15 protein-coding genes are annotated in these 16168 nt (G+C 67.1%); 13 read left to right on the forward strand and 2 right to left on the reverse strand.

What is annotated here, in order from left to right:
- Positions 1-21: 21 nt before the first annotated feature.
- From FOC84_RS07575 to FOC84_RS07630, 12 genes are all read left to right on the forward strand, one after another.
- A complete protein-coding gene (locus FOC84_RS07575; protein WP_173143882.1) occupies positions 22-999 on the forward strand; it encodes a PDR/VanB family oxidoreductase in 978 nt (325 codons plus the stop codon).
- Between the two features lie 23 nt (positions 1000-1022).
- Positions 1023-2342 carry an aromatic ring-hydroxylating dioxygenase subunit alpha gene (locus tag FOC84_RS07580; protein ID WP_173143883.1) on the forward strand — a complete coding sequence of 440 codons (1320 nt, stop codon included), beginning with the start codon at positions 1023-1025 and terminating at the stop codon, positions 2340-2342.
- Positions 2339-2830 (forward strand): aromatic-ring-hydroxylating dioxygenase subunit beta, encoded by a 492-nt coding sequence (locus tag FOC84_RS07585; RefSeq protein ID WP_173143884.1) that lies wholly within the window; start codon positions 2339-2341, stop codon positions 2828-2830. The genes FOC84_RS07580 and FOC84_RS07585 overlap by 4 nt, the downstream gene beginning before the upstream one ends.
- A gap of 9 nt (positions 2831-2839) precedes the next feature.
- Positions 2840-4474 carry an AMP-binding protein gene (locus tag FOC84_RS07590; RefSeq protein WP_173143885.1) on the forward strand — a complete coding sequence of 545 codons (1635 nt, stop codon included), beginning with the start codon at positions 2840-2842 and terminating at the stop codon, positions 4472-4474.
- Positions 4471-5637 carry a thiolase family protein gene (locus FOC84_RS07595; protein WP_173143886.1) on the forward strand — a complete coding sequence of 389 codons (1167 nt, stop codon included), beginning with the start codon at positions 4471-4473 and terminating at the stop codon, positions 5635-5637. Before FOC84_RS07590 ends, FOC84_RS07595 begins: the two co-directional genes overlap by 4 nt.
- Positions 5634-6875: an SDR family NAD(P)-dependent oxidoreductase gene (locus tag FOC84_RS07600; protein ID WP_173143887.1), complete on the forward strand. Its 1242-nt coding sequence runs from the start codon at positions 5634-5636 to the stop codon at positions 6873-6875. Before FOC84_RS07595 ends, FOC84_RS07600 begins: the two co-directional genes overlap by 4 nt.
- Positions 6876-6920: 45 nt before the next feature.
- Positions 6921-7706 (forward strand): cyclase family protein, encoded by a 786-nt coding sequence (locus tag FOC84_RS07605; protein WP_013391690.1) that lies wholly within the window; start codon positions 6921-6923, stop codon positions 7704-7706.
- A 49-nt stretch (positions 7707-7755) separates the two neighbouring features.
- On the forward strand, positions 7756-8484 hold the full coding sequence (locus FOC84_RS07610; protein WP_173143888.1) for an SDR family NAD(P)-dependent oxidoreductase: 729 nt from the start codon (positions 7756-7758) through the stop codon (positions 8482-8484).
- Positions 8485-8675: 191 nt separating this feature from the next.
- Complete coding sequence (locus FOC84_RS07615) at positions 8676-9827, forward strand: ABC transporter substrate-binding protein (protein WP_173143889.1); 1152 nt, start codon at positions 8676-8678, stop codon at positions 9825-9827.
- 333 nt (positions 9828-10160) lie between these two features.
- Positions 10161-11201, forward strand: coding sequence for a branched-chain amino acid ABC transporter permease (locus tag FOC84_RS07620; protein ID WP_173143890.1), 1041 nt, complete (start codon positions 10161-10163; stop codon positions 11199-11201).
- A complete protein-coding gene (locus FOC84_RS07625; protein ID WP_173143891.1) occupies positions 11198-12991 on the forward strand; it encodes a branched-chain amino acid ABC transporter ATP-binding protein/permease in 1794 nt (597 codons plus the stop codon). The genes FOC84_RS07620 and FOC84_RS07625 overlap by 4 nt, the downstream gene beginning before the upstream one ends.
- Positions 12991-13740: an ABC transporter ATP-binding protein gene (locus FOC84_RS07630; protein WP_173150004.1), complete on the forward strand. Its 750-nt coding sequence runs from the start codon at positions 12991-12993 to the stop codon at positions 13738-13740. Before FOC84_RS07625 ends, FOC84_RS07630 begins: the two co-directional genes overlap by 1 nt.
- Before the next feature lie 33 nt (positions 13741-13773).
- Here FOC84_RS07630 and FOC84_RS07635 read toward each other — a convergent pair whose 3' ends face one another.
- Positions 13774-14709 carry a glycosyltransferase family 2 protein gene (locus tag FOC84_RS07635; protein WP_173143892.1) on the reverse strand — a complete coding sequence of 312 codons (936 nt, stop codon included), beginning with the start codon at positions 14707-14709 and terminating at the stop codon, positions 13774-13776.
- A gap of 224 nt (positions 14710-14933) precedes the next feature.
- On the opposite strand from FOC84_RS07635, the gene FOC84_RS07640 reads away from it, so the two are divergent.
- Positions 14934-15896, forward strand: a complete 963-nt coding sequence (locus tag FOC84_RS07640) for a LysR family transcriptional regulator (RefSeq protein ID WP_173143893.1) — start codon at positions 14934-14936, stop codon at positions 15894-15896.
- A gap of 103 nt (positions 15897-15999) precedes the next feature.
- On the opposite strand, the gene FOC84_RS33480 is transcribed toward FOC84_RS07640, so the two are convergent.
- Entirely contained in the window at positions 16000-16128 is a 129-nt protein-coding gene (locus FOC84_RS33480; protein WP_006226408.1) for a hypothetical protein, read from the reverse strand.
- Positions 16129-16168 lie beyond the last annotated feature (40 nt).

The following is a 16168-nucleotide window of genomic DNA, read 5'->3' on the forward strand; positions in this document are numbered from 1 at the left end:
GTAAAGATAGGGACAAACGCCGTGCAGACACTGAAACTCATCGTCCAGGAAGTCCGGCAGGAATCGCCGCTGATCCGTTCGTTCCGGCTGGCGCGCGAGGACGCCGGTCCCCTGCCCGCCTTCGGGCCGGGCGCGCACCTGAAGGTGACGGTGCCGGGCCTGCGCGAGCCGCGCTGCTATTCGCTGGTGCAACTGGCGCCCGAGGCCGGCAAATTCGCCCAGCCCGTGGAATACCGGCTGGGCGTGCGCCTGGAAGAAACCAGCCAGGGCGGATCGCGCCACATGCACGCGCTGGCCGCGGGCGACGTGCTCACGGTCGAAGGCCCGAAGAACGACTTCCCGCTGCACGAGTCGCCGGCCGGCGACGAACCCGTGGTGCTGATCGCGGGCGGCATCGGCATCACGCCGGTGGCGTCCATGGCTGCCGCGCTCAAGTCCGCCGGCCGCGCCTTCCACCTGCACTACTGTGGCCGCAGCAAGGACCAGCTGGCCTTCCTGCCCGAACTCCAGGCCCTGGCCGGCGACGACCTGAGCCTGCACGCCGACGACGACCCGTCCTGCCGTTTCGACCTGCAGGCGCTGCTGGCAGCGTCCTCGCCGCGCCAGCACCTGTACGTCTGCGGCCCCAAGGGCCTGATCGACGCGGTCATCCAGGGCGCCCGCGCGCGCCACTGGCCGGATGCCCACATCCACTTCGAACTCTTCGTCACGGCCGCGCCGCAGGCCGGCGACCAGCCCTTCGAAGTCGAGCTGCGCCAGTCCGGCCGAGTGCTGACCATCCCCGCCGACAAGACCATCGTCGACGTGATGGAAGAAGAAGGCTGCGACCCGATGTACGACTGCAAGCGCGGCGAATGCGGCGTCTGCCAGGCCACCGTGCTGGAAGGCGAACCCGACCACCGCGACTACTACCTCTCGGACACCGAGAAGGCCAGCGGCAAGATCATCCAGATCTGCATCTCGCGCGCGAAATCGGCGCGCCTGGTGCTGGACCTGTAGCCCCGACGCAAGGAAGCGCCATCATGGCCAAATACCGCGACAACCCCGACGCCATCCGCGCCCTGCTGCGCGACACCGAGGTGCACAAGGACCTGTTCATCGACCAGGAGCTGTTCGAGCTGGAGATGGAGCGCCTGTACGCCAATACCTGGGTCTACGTCGGCCACGACAGTCAAGTCCCCAATCCGGGCGACTACATCACCACCACGGTTGGCAACCAGCCGGTGGTGATGGTGCGCCACAGCGACCGCTCGGTGCGGGTGCTGCACAACCGCTGTCCGCACAAGGGCACCATGGTGGCGGGCGAGGCCTGCGGCAATACCGGCAAGTTCTTCCGCTGCCCCTATCACGCCTGGACCTTCAAGACCGACGGCAGCCTGCTGTCCATTCCGCTGAAGAAGGGCTACGAGAACACCGGCCTGGAAAACTGCGAAGCCAGCCAGGGCATGGCCGCCGTGAAAGACGTGAAGAACCATCGCGGCTTCGTGTTCTGCCGCCTGAACCCGGAAGGCCAGTCCTTCGAGGATTTCTTCGGCGAATCCCTGTCCACCCTGGACAACATGGTGGACCGCTCGCCCGAGGGCCGGCTGGAAGTCGCCGGCGGCGTGCTGCGCTACATGCACCGCTGCAACTGGAAGATGCTGGTCGACAACCAGACCGACACCTGCCACCCGATGGTGGCGCACGAATCATCGGCAGGCACGGCCGTGAAGGTCTGGGAACAGGCGCCTGAAGGCACGCCCAAGCCCATGGCGGTGGAGCTGTTCGCGCCCTTCATCTCGCCCTACGAGTTTTTCGAGAACATGGGTATCCGCGTATGGGAAAACGGCCACGGCCATACCGGCGTGTCGGATTCCATCCATGCCTCGTACTCCGGCATTCCGGGCTACTGGGATTCCATGGTCTCGGCCTACGGCGAGGACCGCGCCAAGCAGATCCTGGGCGACGTGCGCCACAACACCGTGTACTTCCCCAACATCATGGTCAAGGGCCCGATCCAGACGCTGCGCGTCTTCAGACCGATCGCCGCCGACCGCACGCTGGTGGAGTCCTGGACCTTCCGTCTGGTGGGCGCGCCCGACCTGCTGCTGGAACGCACGCTGATGTACAACCGCCTCATCAACGCGCCGACCTCGGTGGTCGGCCACGACGATCTGGAAATGTACGAGCGCGCGCAGGACGGCCTGCAATCGCGCGCGCGGGACTGGGTCAACGTGGGCCGGCTGTACTCGCCCGACGAAGTCGGGCAGAAGAACGTCGCCACCAATGGCACCAATGAATGGCAGATGCGCAACCAGTACCGCGCATGGGGCCGCTACATGACCGGACCGGAGTCGGTATGAGCGCAAGCGACCGCGAGTTGATCGATTTTGTCTACGCCGAGGCGCGCATGCTGGACGAGCTGCGCTTCGAAGACTGGCTGAACCTGTACACCGACGACGGCTATTACTGGATGCCGCTGGCCCACGGCCAGACCGACGCCAAGCTGCACGCCTCGCTGATGTACGAAGACAAGCTGCTGCTGCGCGTGCGGGTGGAGCGGCTGGCCGGCCAGCGCACGTTCTCGCAGCAGCCCAAGAGCCGCTGCCATCACCTGCTGCAGGCGCCCACGGTGGAATACGGCCATCCCGAGTCCGCCCCGGCCGAAGGCCGCCACGTGGTGCGCACCGCCTTCCACTACGTCGAGACGCGGCAGGACGCGCAGACGCTGTACGCGGGCTGGACCACCCACCACCTGGTGGAACAGGATGGCGCCCTGCGCATCCGCCTCAAGCGCGTGGACCTCGTCAACTGCGACGCGGCCTTCGGCAATATCCAATTGTTCATGTAGGAGCGGCTTGTGAGCACCACGGTCCATCAGGCTTTCCGCGACACCGCGGCCCGCTACGGCGCCCGGCCCTTTCTGTGCATCCTGCCGGAGACGGCGCGGGCCTACGGCATCGCCGCCGGCGAACTGACCTACGCCCAAGCCAACGAGGCCATCGAGACCCTGCGCGCGGCCTACGCCCGCGCCGGCTACGGCCACGGCCACCGTGCCGGCCTGTTGCTGGAGAACCGCCCCGCCTTCTTTCTGCACTGGTTCGCGCTGAATGCGCTGGGCGTATCGGTGGTGCCGATCAACCCCGATCTGCGCGCGGCCGAACTGGAATACCTGACGGGCCACTCCGAAATTGCACTGGCCGTGGCCCTGCCCGAACGCCACGCCGACCTGCTGGCCGCCGCACAACGGGCCGGCCGCGAACTGCGCGTGATGGGCCCGGACGACGCGCCGCCCGCCGCACCCTTTGCCGCGCCGCTGGCAGGCAGCGAGCCCGATGTCCTGACCGAATGCGCCCTGCTCTACACGTCGGGCACCACCGGACGGCCCAAGGGCTGCATCCTGCCCAACCGCTACTTCCTGCACGCCGGCGGCTGGTACGCCCGCATCGGCGGCCTGTGCGAACTGCGCCCCGGCCAGGAACGCATGCTGACGCCGCTGCCCCTGGTCCACATGAACGCCATGGCGTATTCGGCCATGGCCATGCTGCTGACCGGCGGCTGCCTGATCCCGCTGGACCGCTTCCATCCCAAGACCTGGTGGGACAGCGTGCGCGACTCCGGCGCCACGGTGCTGCACTACCTGGGCGTCATGCCCGCCATCCTGATGAAGGCCGAACCCTCGGCGCGTGACCTGCAGCCTGCCATCCGCTTCGGCTTCGGCGCCGGCGTGGACCGCAAGCTGCACCAACCCTTTGAAGAACGCTTCGGCTTTCCGCTGCTGGAAGCCTGGGCCATGACCGAGACCGGCGCGGGCGCCGTCATCATCGCCAACCAGGAACCGCGCCACATCGGCAGCAGCTGCTTCGGCCGCGAGGAAGCCGACGTGCTGGTGCGCATCGTCGCCGATTCGGGCGCCGATGCCGCCGCGGGCGAACCGGGCGAGCTGCTGGTGCGCCATGCGGGCGAGGACCCGCGCTACGGTTTCTACGCCGGCTACCTCAAGGACGAGGATGCGACCTCGCAGGCCTGGGAAGACGGCTGGTTCCATACCGGCGACATCGTGCGCCGCGACGCCGACGGCGCGCTGCGCTTCGTGGACCGCAAGAAGAACGTCATCCGCCGCAGCGGCGAGAACATTTCCGCCGTGGAAGTGGAAAGCGTGCTGATGCAGCATCCGCTGGTGAAGGCCGTGGCGGTTGCCGCCGTGCCCGATGCCGTGCGCGGCGACGAAGTGCTGGCCTGCGTGGTGCCCGAGAGCCTGCCTGCCGACGGCGCCGCCATGGAGCAGGCCGCCCGCAGCATCGTGCAATGGAGCCTGGAACAGCTGGCCTATTACAAGGCGCCCGGCTACGTCGCCTTCGTCGACAGCCTGCCGTTGACCACCACCAACAAGATCCAGCGCGGCGAAATGAAAGCTCTGGCGCCCACGCTGCCCGGCACGGCCCGCTGCGTGGACACCGGCCACATGAAGAAACGCCAGGAGCCCGCGCGATGAGCCGCCTTGGCTACGACGGCGTGGTGGCGGCCTTGCCCGTCACCATTCCCTATGAACGTTATTCGACCCACGCCGCCCATTGGTGGCTGGGGCGGGCGCTGGGCGCGCTGATCCGGCAAGCCGGCATCGCCAAGACCGACGTGGACGGGCTTTGCGTGTCCAGCTTTACGCTGGCGCCCGACACGGCAGTCGGCCTGGTGCAACATCTGGGCATGAGCCCGCGTTGGCTGGACCACATCCCCATGGGCGGGGCCAGCGGCGTGGCCGCCTTGCGCCGCGCGGCCCGCGCCGTGCAGGCGGGCGACGCCAGCATCGTGGCCTGCATCGCCGGCGACACCAACCACGTGGACTCGTTCCGCAACACGGTCAGCCAGTTCTCGCGCTTCGCGCAGGACGCGGTCTATCCCTATGGCGCGGGCGGCCCCAACGCCAGCTTTGCGTTGCTGACCGCCAATTACATGCGCACAACCGGCGCCACCCGCGAAGACTTCGGCAAGCTGTGCGTGGCGCAGCGCGACAACGCCCTGCGCTTTCCGCACGCGCTGATGAAAAAGCCGCTGACGCTGGCGCAATACCTGGATGCCCGCGTCATCACCGACCCCATACACCTGTTCGATTGCGTGATGCCCTGCGCCGGCGCCGACGGCTTCCTGGTCATGAGCGAGGACCGCGCGCGCGCCCTGAACCTGCCCTACGCCCACATCCTCTCCACCATCGAGCGCCACAACGCCTGGACCGAGGATCCGATCCAGACCCGCGGCGGCTGGACCATGGACCTGGACGAGCTGTACGGCCAGGCCGGCGTCCAACCCAGTGACATGGATTTCCTGCAGGCCTACGACGACTATCCCGTCATCAACCTGATGCAGATCGAAGACCTGGGTTTCTGCCCGAAGGGCGCGGCCCCCGACTTCGTGCGCAATAACAGCTTCACCGTGGACGGCAGCTTTCCCTTCAATACCAACGGCGGCCAGCTGTCGGTGGGCCAGGCCGGCGCGGCCGGCGGCTATCTGGGGCTGGTCGAGGCCCTGCGCCAGCTGAGCGGCACGGCCGGCGGCACGCAGGTGGCAGACGCCCGCCTCGGCATGGTCAGCGGCTTCGGCATGATCAACTACGACCGCGGACTGTGCACCGCCGCGGCCATCCTGGGGAGCCACGCATGACCGAACCCTTGGCCAAGCCGCCCCGCAAGAACCCGATCGCCCGCACCCGCCAGCCGACGCTGCCGCCGGGCTGGCGCAGCCGCAGCGCGCTGGGGCTGACCGCTGCCGCGGCCGAGGGCCGCTTCGACCTGCAGACCTGCGCCGACTGCGGCGCGGTCCAGTATCCGCCCCGCGAAGTCTGCGGCCATTGCCTGTCCGAACATCTGCCCTGGCGGCCGGCCGATCCCAGCGGCGTGCTGCTGGTCAGCACCATCCTGCACCACAGCAACGACCTCTACTTCCGCGAACGCCTGCCCTGGCGCGTGGGCACGGTGCGCATGACGGCCGGCCCGTCGGTGGTCGCGCATGTGCACCAGGACTGCGCCGACGGCGACCGCGTGCGCCTGACTCTGAAGCTGGACCGCAGCGGCCAGGCCGTGATGATCGCCCTGCCTGAAAGGAATACGCCGAACATGGAAGACGACAAGACCCTGCGCGAGACCTCGTGCGATCCGAAATTCCGCCGCGCGCTGGTCACCGACGGCAAATCGGCGGTGGGCCAGGCCGTGGCGCGCGCCCTGCTGGACGCCGGCTGCCCGACCGTGTTCCTGGGCGATCCGCAAGCCTGGAAGCGCGACGCCGCCTACGACGCGCTGGCGGCCGATCCGCGCGTACAGACGGTGGTGCTGGACGTGACCGATACCGATTCGGTCGAACGGGTCGCCGCCTCCATCGGCGGCAAGGTCGAGATCCTGGTCAACACCGCCGACCTGGAACGCGAAGGCGGCCTGCTGAACCGCAAGGATGTGAACACGGCGCGCGACGCCATGGACGTGAACGTGCTGGGGTTGATGCGCCTGGCGCAATGCTTCGGCCCGGCGCTGTGCGGACGCGCCGCGGACGGCGTCAACAGCGCCACGGCCTGGGTCAACGTGCTGTCCATCTACGCCCACATGAACCTGCCGTCGCGCGGCATGTGGTCGGCGTCCAAGGCGGCCGCGCTGTCCCTGGCGCAATGCCTGCGCGCCGAGATGCGCGGCGCGGGCGTGCGGGTGGTGAACGTGTTCCCCGGGCCGGTGGATCACGAATGGGAGCAGCGCACGCCGCCCCCGCGCGTGGCGCCCGCGGCGATCGCCGCCGCCATCGTGCGCGCGCTCAAGGAAGGCATCGAGGACGTCTACGTCGGCGATGTCGCGCAGGAATTCCGCGCCCGGCTGGCGGAGAACCCCAAGGGACTGGAACGGGAGCTGGGAGCCTGACGGCCCGCCCTGCCCCGACAACGCACGAACCTAGAGGAACAGCACATGAGCCAAAACATTCTTGCCCAATTCATGGCCGAACTGATGTCCGGCCGCATCCGCGTGGTGGACCTGACCGAAACGCTGACGCCGGAATTCCCGACCATCGTGCTGCCGCCGGAATTCGGCCAGGCCTGGCCGTTCCGTATCGAGGAGATCTCGCGCTACGACGAGCGCGGCCCCGCCTGGTACTGGAACAACTTCTCCTGCTCCGAGCACACCGGCACCCACTTCGACGCGCCGGCCCACTGGGTCACGGGCAAGGACCAGCCCGACAACACCGTGGACACCATTCCGGTGGAGGCCTTCATCGCCAGCGCCTGCGTCATCGACTGCTCGGCCGAGTCCCGCGACAACCCGGACTTCCTCCTGACCATAGACTTCGTGAAGAAATGGGAAGAGCGGCATGGCCGCATCCCCGCGCGTTCCTGGGTGCTGATGCGCACCGACTGGTCCAAGCGCGCCAAGCCCGCTGACTACCTGAACCTGCAGGAAGACGGCGCGCACTCGCCTGGCCCGGACGCTGAAGTGGTTCCCTGGCTGATCAAGGAGCGCGACGTGCACGGCTTCGGCACCGAGTCGGTCGGCACCGACGCAGGCCAGGCGCAGCACCTGGATCCCCCCTATCCCTGCCACTACTACATGCACGGCAACAACCGCTACGGCCTGCAATGCATGACCAACCTGGACCAGTTGCCACCCACCGGCGCGGTGATCTTCTCGGCGCCGCTCAAGATCCGCAGCGGCTCGGGCAGTCCGCTGCGCGTGCTGGCGCTGGCGCCCAAGGCCTGAGCCGGCCGCGCCTGAGCCGGCCGCACGACAACGACAACAGGGGATATCCATGACGCAAACCAACGTCGCCATCGTCACCGGCGGCAGCGCCGGCATCGGCGCCGAGATCTGCCGCAGCATGCTGGACGCAGGCTACGAAGTGATCTCCATGGCGCGCCGCGCCGCCGACTTCAGCCACCCGCGCCTGCACAACGTGCAGGTGGACCTGCTGGACGCCGAGGCCACCGCGCAGGCCGGCGCCGAAGCCGCCGCCAAGTTTCCCATCAGCCACGTTATCCACAACGCCGGTGTCATCTGGCCCAACCTGCTGCCGCAGGTCACGCAGGAAGAACTGCACGGCCTGACGCAGATCCACCTGGGCGCGGCCATCAGCCTGGTGCAGGCCGCCCTGCCCGGCATGCAGGAACGCAAGTTCGGCCGCATCGTGATGATGTCCTCGCGCGGCGCCCTGGGCCTGCCGACCCGCACCGCCTATTCGGCCACCAAGGCCGGCATGGTGGGCATGGCGCGCACCTGGTCGCTGGAGCTGGCGCCCTATGGCATCACCGTCAACGTGGTGGCCCCCGGCCCGATCCAGACCGACATGTTCTACGAGGTGATTGAGCCCGGCAGCGAGCGCGAAAAGCAATTGGCGGCCGGCATACCGGTCAAGCGCCTGGGCCGTTCCGACGACGTGGCGCGCGCCGTCATGTTCTTCTCGGATCCCGCCAACAGCTTCGTCACCGGCCAGACGCTGTTCGTCTGCGGCGGCGCCAGCGTCAGCTCCATCACCATCTGAAGGCGCATCCCGCTGGCCCGCTTCGGGTTTTGACGGATAGGTAAGCACTGCGGACCGGGTCTACAGTGCGTAGCCTGCGCACAGAAAGTTTAAGCAACAAGTATTAAAGCAAACCAAGCAAGCACAGAAGTACCCGTTTTCTCCGTTTTCCAGCCGCACCCCCACCCTGCTCCCTATCCGGAGGTTTTGCCATGCTGTCGAAGAAACTCCCCCTGGCCGCTGCCGCCGCGGTAGCCGCGCTGTTCGCCCTGCCCGCCCTGGCCCAAGTCAAGGTCGGCGTCGTCACCTCGTCCACCGGCCCCACGGCCCTGGTGGGGATTCCCCAGAAGAACACCGTGCCGCTGCTGCCGAAGAAGATCGGCGACCTGACCGTGGAATACATCTCGCTGGATGACGCCAGCGATTCCACCAACTCGGTGACGGCCTTCAAGAAGCTGATTTCGGAACAGAACGTGGACGCGCTGATCGGGCCCTCGGGTTCGCCCAACGCCATGGGCGTGATCCAGTTCGCGGCCGAGGCCGGCGTGCCGATGCTGGCGCCGGTGGGCACCGCGGCCGTCGTGCTGCCCATGAACGACCAGAAGAAGTGGGTCTTCAAGACCACCCAGAACGACGACATCATTGCGCGCGCGCTGATCGACCACATGGCCAAGACCGGCATCAAGACCGTCGGCTTCATCGGCCTGAACGATCCCTACGGCGAGAACTGGTACAAGGTCTTCTCGGGTCTGGCCGCTGAAAAGGGCATCAAGATCGCCGCCAACGAACGCTATCTGCGCTTTGACAGCTCGGTCACGGGCCAGGCGCTGAAGATCCTGGCCGCCAAGCCGGACGCCGTGCTGGTGGCCGCCCCCGGCGCCGCCAGCGTGCTGCCGCAGACCACCCTGTTCGATCAGGGCTACAAGGGCAAGTTCTACCAGACCCACGGCGCGGCCCTGCCCGACTTCCTGAAGCTGGGCGGCAAAAAGGTCGAAGGCACGGTGCTGGCCGCCAGCCTGATGCTGGTGCTGCCGGAAATGCCCGACAGCAACCCGTCCAAGAAGGTCGCTTCGGACTACATCGCCGCCTACGAAAAGCTCAACGGCTCCAAGCCCGCTACCTTCGGCGCCAACGTCTACGACGCCGGCCTGCTGCTGGAAAAAGCCGTGCCGCTGGCGGAAAAGGCCGGCAAGCCGGGCACCAAGGAGTTCCGCAATGCGCTGCGCGATGCGCTGGAACAGACCAAGGAGCTGGTCGGCACCCAGGGCGTCTACAACATGAGCGCCGCCGACCACAGCGGCTTTGACGACCGCGGCCGCGAACTCATCACCGTCAAGGACGGTGCCTGGACGCTAGTGAAGTAAAGGTGTAGCCCCCCCGAAACGCTACGCGCTTCCCCCCAGGGGGGCATGCCTGCGGACCGGCAAAGCCGGCTCCGCAAGGTGGGCTCCCCCCGAAGCGCTACGCGCTTCCCCCCCAAGGGGCATGCCTGCGGACCGGCAAAGCCGGCTCCGCAAGGTGGGCTCCCCCCGAAGCGCTACGCGCTTCCCCCCAAGGGGCATGCCTGCGGACCGGCAAAGCCGGCTCCGCGGCATCCCAATAGGGTGCGCAGAGTCTGCTCCGTCGCATCCTGGCGGGCGCGCGCGGATAGGGGGTGAGGTGCCTGGCGTGCTTGTCTGTCTTACCCGGAATTTCGCATGAATGCTCAGATTGCCCTGATACTCGGGCAGGACGGCATCACCAACGGCGCCATCTATGCGCTGCTGGCCTTGTCCATCCTGCTGGTCTTTACCGTCACCCGCGTGCTGTTCATCCCGCAAGGCGAGTTCGTCGCGTTCGGCGCACTCACCATGGCCGCGCTCCAGGCCGGCAAGCCGGTGCTGCTGGTGTGGCTGCTGTTCGCCTTCGCGCTGGCCGAGGTCGGCGCCGATCTGCTGGCGCGCCGCAAGCGGCCGGGCCGCAACCGCGGCGCCTGGCGCATGGCGGTCAAGCTGGCTTATCCACTGGTGCTGGCCGCGCTGTTCTACAGGCTGCCACTGGCCCAGCTGCCGATGGCGGTGCAGGCGCTGCTGACGCTGCTGCTGCTGGTGCCGATGGGACCGCAGCTGTACCGCCTCTTCTACCAGCCCATCGCGTCGGCCTCGACGCTGGTGCTGCTGATCGTCTCCATTGCCGTGCACCTGGCGCTGGTCGGCCTGGGGCTGCTGGCCTTCGGCGCCGAAGGCGCCCGCACCGCGCCGTTCAGCGACGCCAGCCTGGCGCTGGGTCCGCTCAACGTCAACAGCCAGGCGCTGTGGGTGGTGGCGGTGTCCGCCCTGCTCATCATCGTGCTCTACCAGTTCTTCGAACGTTCGATGTACGGCAAGGCCCTGCGCGCGGCCGCCTTCAACCGGCTGGGCGCGCGGCTGATGGGCATTTCGCCGATCTTCGCCGGCAAGGCCACGTTCTTCCTGGCCGCGCTGATCGGCACGGTCTCGGGCATCCTGATCGCGCCCATCACCACCATGTACTTCGACTCCGGCTTCATGGTCAGTCTGAAGGGCTTCGTGGGCGCCATCATCGGCGGCCTGGTGAGCTATCCGCTGGCCGCGGCCGGCGCCATCCTGGTCGGTCTGATCGAAGCCTTCTCCTCGTTCTGGGCCAGCGCCTACAAAGAAATCATCGTGTTCACGCTGATCATCCCCGTGCTGCTCTGGCGTTCACTGAAAAGCCATCACGTCGAGGAAGAAGACGAATGAACCCGCGCCACATCCTCCTCGCATTTCTGGCGCTGCTGGCACTGGGCCCGCTGGTACTGCCGCCGTTCTATGTGACGCTGCTGAACTATATCGGCCTGTACGCCATGGTGGCGCTGGGCCTGGTGCTGCTGACGGGCGTCGGCGGCTTGACGAGCTTCGGGCAGGCCGCCTTCGTGGGCGTGGGCGCCTACACCACGGCGCTGCTGACCACTCGCGCGGACACGCTGCCGTCCTGGCTGGCATGGCTGGGCGCCTCTCCCTGGCTGACCCTGCTGGCCGGGCTGGCGCTGACGCTGGTCATCGCCTACCTGCTGGGCGCGATCACGCTGAAACTGTCGGGCCATTTCCTGCCGCTGGGCACGATCGCCTGGGGCCTGTCGCTGTACTTCGTCTTCGGCTCCGTCGAGGGCCTGGGCGGCCATACCGGCATCCCGGACATTCCCGCCATCAACCTGTTCGGCTGGACGCTGAACCAGGGCGAGAACATCTACTACCTGATCTGGGCCTTCCTGCTGGTGGCGGTGTGGTCCACACAAAACCTGCTGGATTCGCGCGAAGGCCGCGCCATCCGCGCGCTCAAGGGCGGGCGCGTGATGGCGGAATCCATGGGCGTGGACACGGCCCGCTCGCGCATGGTGATCTTCATCATCGCGGCGCTGCAGGCCTGCGCCTCGGGCTGGCTGTATGCGCACATGCAACGCTTCGTGAACCCCAACCCCTTCGGCCTGCAGATGGGCATCGAGTACCTGTTCATGACCGTCATCGGCGGCGCGGGACAGGTCTGGGGCGCGCTGGTCGGCGCGGGCGTCTTCACCGTGCTCAAGCAATGGCTGCAGGACTGGATGCCCAAGCTGCTGGGCCAAACCGGCAACTTTGAAGTGATCGTGTTCGGCTTCGGCATGGTGCTGCTGCTGCACCGCGCCCGCAGCGGCCTATGGCCGGTCCTGACGCGCTGCGTGCCGGTGAAGAAGCAGCCGCGCAAGCTGGACCTGAACGCCGAGCCGCTGCCGCGCAAGCCCATGCCGCCGCGCGGCGAGGTGGTGCTCAAGGCCGTGGACGTGACCCGCAAGTTCGGCGGCCTGGTCGCCAACAACGCCATGAACCTGGAAATCCGCGCCGGCGAAATCCTGGCGCTGATCGGGCCCAACGGCGCGGGCAAGAGCACCATGTTCAACCAGATTTCGGGCGTGGACACGCCGACCTCGGGCACCGTCACGCTGCTGGGCCATTCCGTGGCAGGCGCCGGCGCGCGCCGCATCGCGCGGCTGGGCCTGTCGCGCACCTTCCAGCACGTGCGCCTGCTGGGCCGCATGAGCGTGCTGGAAAACGTGGCCATCGGCGCCCACCTGCGCGGCCACCGCGGCGTGCTGCCAGCCGCCTGGCGGCTGGACCGCGCCGAAGAGGCGCGGCTGCTGGCCGAAGCCGCGCGCCAGGTCGAACGCGTGGGGCTGGGCAAGCATCTGCACGATGAGGCGGGCTCCCTGGCCCTGGGACAGCAGCGCATCCTGGAAATTGCCCGCGCGCTGGCGTCCGACCCCTGCATCCTGTTGCTGGACGAACCCGCGGCCGGCCTGCGCTACCAGGAAAAGCGCGAACTGGCCGAACTGCTGAAGAAGCTGCGCGCCGAAGGCATGGCCATCCTGCTGGTGGAACACGACATGGACTTCGTGATGGGGCTGGTGGACCGCGTAGTGGTCATGGACTTCGGCGAGAAGATCGCCGAAGGCCTGCCCGCCGAGATCCAGCACAACCCTGCGGTGCTTGAAGCCTATCTGGGCGGAGTGGAATGATGAGCGCGAATTTGCTGGAAGTGCGCGACCTGCGCGTGGCCTACGACAAGATCGAAGCCATTTCGGGCATCAGTCTGGCGGTGGGCGAAGGCCAGATCGTGACCGTGATCGGCCCCAACGGCGCCGGCAAGACGACCTTGCTGTCCGCCATCATGGGCGTGCTGCCGTCCAGCGGCCGGATCGTCTTTGGCGGCAAGCCTCAGGAACACGCCGAAATCGAGGAAATGGTGGCCGCAGGCATGAACCTGGTGCCCGAAAAACGCGAGCTGTTCGCCGAGATGACGGTGGAAGACAACCTGATGCTGGGCGCGTTCCATCGTTTCCGCTGCGGCTTGCGCGACCAGGACCAGACGCTGGCCGAGGTCTACGAGCTGTTTCCGCGCCTGCGGGAACGGCGCGCCCAGCTGTCGGGCACGCTGTCGGGCGGCGAACGCCAGATGCTGGCGGTGGGCCGCGCGCTGATGGCCAAGCCCAAGCTGCTGATGCTGGACGAGCCCAGCCTGGGCCTGGCGCCGCGCATCGTGCGCGAAGTGTTCCGCATCGTCGCGCGCCTGCGGGAAATGGGCGTGTCGATCCTGCTGATCGAGCAGAACGCCCGCGCCGCGCTGCAGGTGGCCGATTACGCCTATGTGCTGGAGACTGGCGCCGTCACGCTGGAAGGCCCGGCCGCCCAGGTGGCGCAGGACCCGCGCGTGGTCGAGGTGTATCTGGGACTGGGGCACGGGGCGTCCGCCGCGGCTCCTGCGTGAAACGGCCTGGGGAGCCTGCCCGCGCGGCAGGCCCTAGGCGACGCCGCGGCGCCTGTCGCGGCGGTACAGGGCATAGCCCAGCGGCCACATGGCCGCGACCATGAACTTCGCCGCCGGATTGGTCAGCTTATAGGCCTGCACCGCCGTCGCCACCCCGGAGTGCTTCAGATGCAGCCGGAAGCGGGTATAGCGCGCCGCGGCCATGATGAACTCGCGCGGCCGGTAGCGGAAGAATTCCAGATGGTGCTGCAGCATGTCCCAGGCCAGCAGGTACAGGCCCTGGGCATTGTTGCCTACCGAGACCGCGCCCTGGCTCAGGCCGCCGGGTGTGTCGTGATAGGTACGCACCACGCGGTTGATGAAGCGGCTGAGATAACCCGCGCGCGCGATCGCCCACCACACCAGGCTTTCGGGCACGAAGCCTGCGACATCCTCAGGGAAGGGATACTTCCTGAGGATGTCGGTGCGCATACAGCCGAACTTCTCGCCCTTGATGCGATAGCGGAAATAGACGTCCACGGCCGTGCTGTCGAACACGTCTTGCGGATAACGGTCGCCGACGATGCTGCCGTCGGGGCGCGCGCACAGGCCCGTCACGGCCACGTAGGATTCGCGCCGTGCCGGCGGAATGCTGTCCCAGGCCTCCTTGAACGTGGCCAGGGCGTCGGGCGGCATCTCGTCGTCGCTGTCCAGGCCGACGATGAGTTCGCCGCGCGCCTCGCGCACGCCACGGTTGAAAGCGGTTTTCTTGTGGCGGTTGTTCTGCCAGAAATAGCGGATCGGAAAATCGGCGCGCGCCTGCCAGTCCAGGATGGCTTCATGGGTGTTGTCGGTGGAACCGTCGTCCACCACGACCCATTCGAAATCCCGGAAAGTCTGCCGGGAAAGGGATTCATATACCCGATGCAGCGTGCCCGCCCGGTTGTAGGTGGGCGTTAAAACAGTGAAAAAAGTTGGTGTATCGGTCATGCCCACTGAGCCCCTTTGCGATGCGTCTTGCAAGCGCTGCGGTCTTGGTTTTGGTGTTTTCGCCTGAAGTTTAGGGGATATGTCTGCGCGAACCTGCCCTGCGCTGCTCAAATTTGCAATCAAATCTGACAGAAATGCCGGTTTGCAGGGTTTGCGACGGCCGCGCCGATCTTGGGACCCGTACCGTAGTGGCGTACACTCGGGCGGCCAAAACCGGAATGCCTATGGAAGCTTCGACCGTCCAGCTCAATGACATCGCCTTGTTCGTGGAGGTTGCCAAGCGCAAGAGCTTCAGCCTGGCGGCGCGCGCGCTGGACATGCCAACCTCGACCTTGTCGCGCCGCATCAACGAATTGGAACGCGCCATCGGCCTGCGGCTGATCAACCGCAACACGCGCCGCCTGGATCTCACCGAAGCGGGCGCGGCTTACATGCGCCGCTGCCAGGGCCTGATCGATGAAGCCCGCCTGGCGCATGAGCAGCTGCAATCGCTGTCCGGCGGCCCGTCAGGCAACCTGCGGGTATCCATGCCCTACAGCCTGGCGATCTGGCTGCTGCCGGAAACCATCAATGACTTCACCGACCGCTATCCGGAAGTGGAGTGCGAGTTCGACCTGAGCATGATGACGGCTTCCGACGCGCAGGGCACGCCGTTCGACATCGTGCTGCGCTTCGGCAGCAACGCCGACTACCCGCTGGCGACGACGGGCGCCGCCGACCTCAACGGCGGCCGCGGCCTGCATAGCGGCGCGGTGGTGCAGGAACTGGTCTCCCTGGACAACTACCTGTACGCCTCCGACCGCTACCTGGAACGCCATGGCGAACCCAAGACGCCGGCGGACCTCACCCAGCACCAATGCCTGCGCACCACCATCGACGAGGCGCATTCGCATTGGACGCTGCGGCGCGGCGCGGTCAGCGAACGGGTGCCGGTCAGCGGCCATCTGGCGGCCAACAATATGAGCATCGCAGGCACCCTGGCCGGCCTGGACCTGGCGATCACACGCATGCCGCACTGCCTGGCGCTGGAGCCCATCATCAAGCGCAATTCGCTCAAGCGAGTGCTGCCGGGCTGGTCGGTGGATCCGATCTCGATCTTCGTGGTGTACCCGTCCAGCATCCAGCCCGCCAAGACCCGGGCCTTCATGGACTTCATCCGGCCCAAGCTCGGTCCGCCCCAGGACTAGAAGTAGGCCAGGCCCGCCGGCACAAGACGAAAAAAAACCCGCTGGCTCGCGCCTTGCGGGTTTTTTTGATCAGGCCGGGGCAAGCCCCGGCGCGACGCGTCGATTAGACGCGCTTGATCTTTTCCAGCATCTTGAACACGCCCTTGGGCGACTTGACGAACAAGCGCTTGAAAGCCTTGCCCAGGCAACGGCGTTCCAGGGTGTTGCGACGCACGCGTTTGCGTTCAGCCATGTTGATTCTCCTGTTGAATTTGCGGAAATGTTGCCCGCAC

It is taken from the genome of Achromobacter pestifer (genome assembly GCF_013267355.1).
Taxonomy (GTDB): domain Bacteria; phylum Pseudomonadota; class Gammaproteobacteria; order Burkholderiales; family Burkholderiaceae_B; genus Achromobacter; species Achromobacter pestifer_A.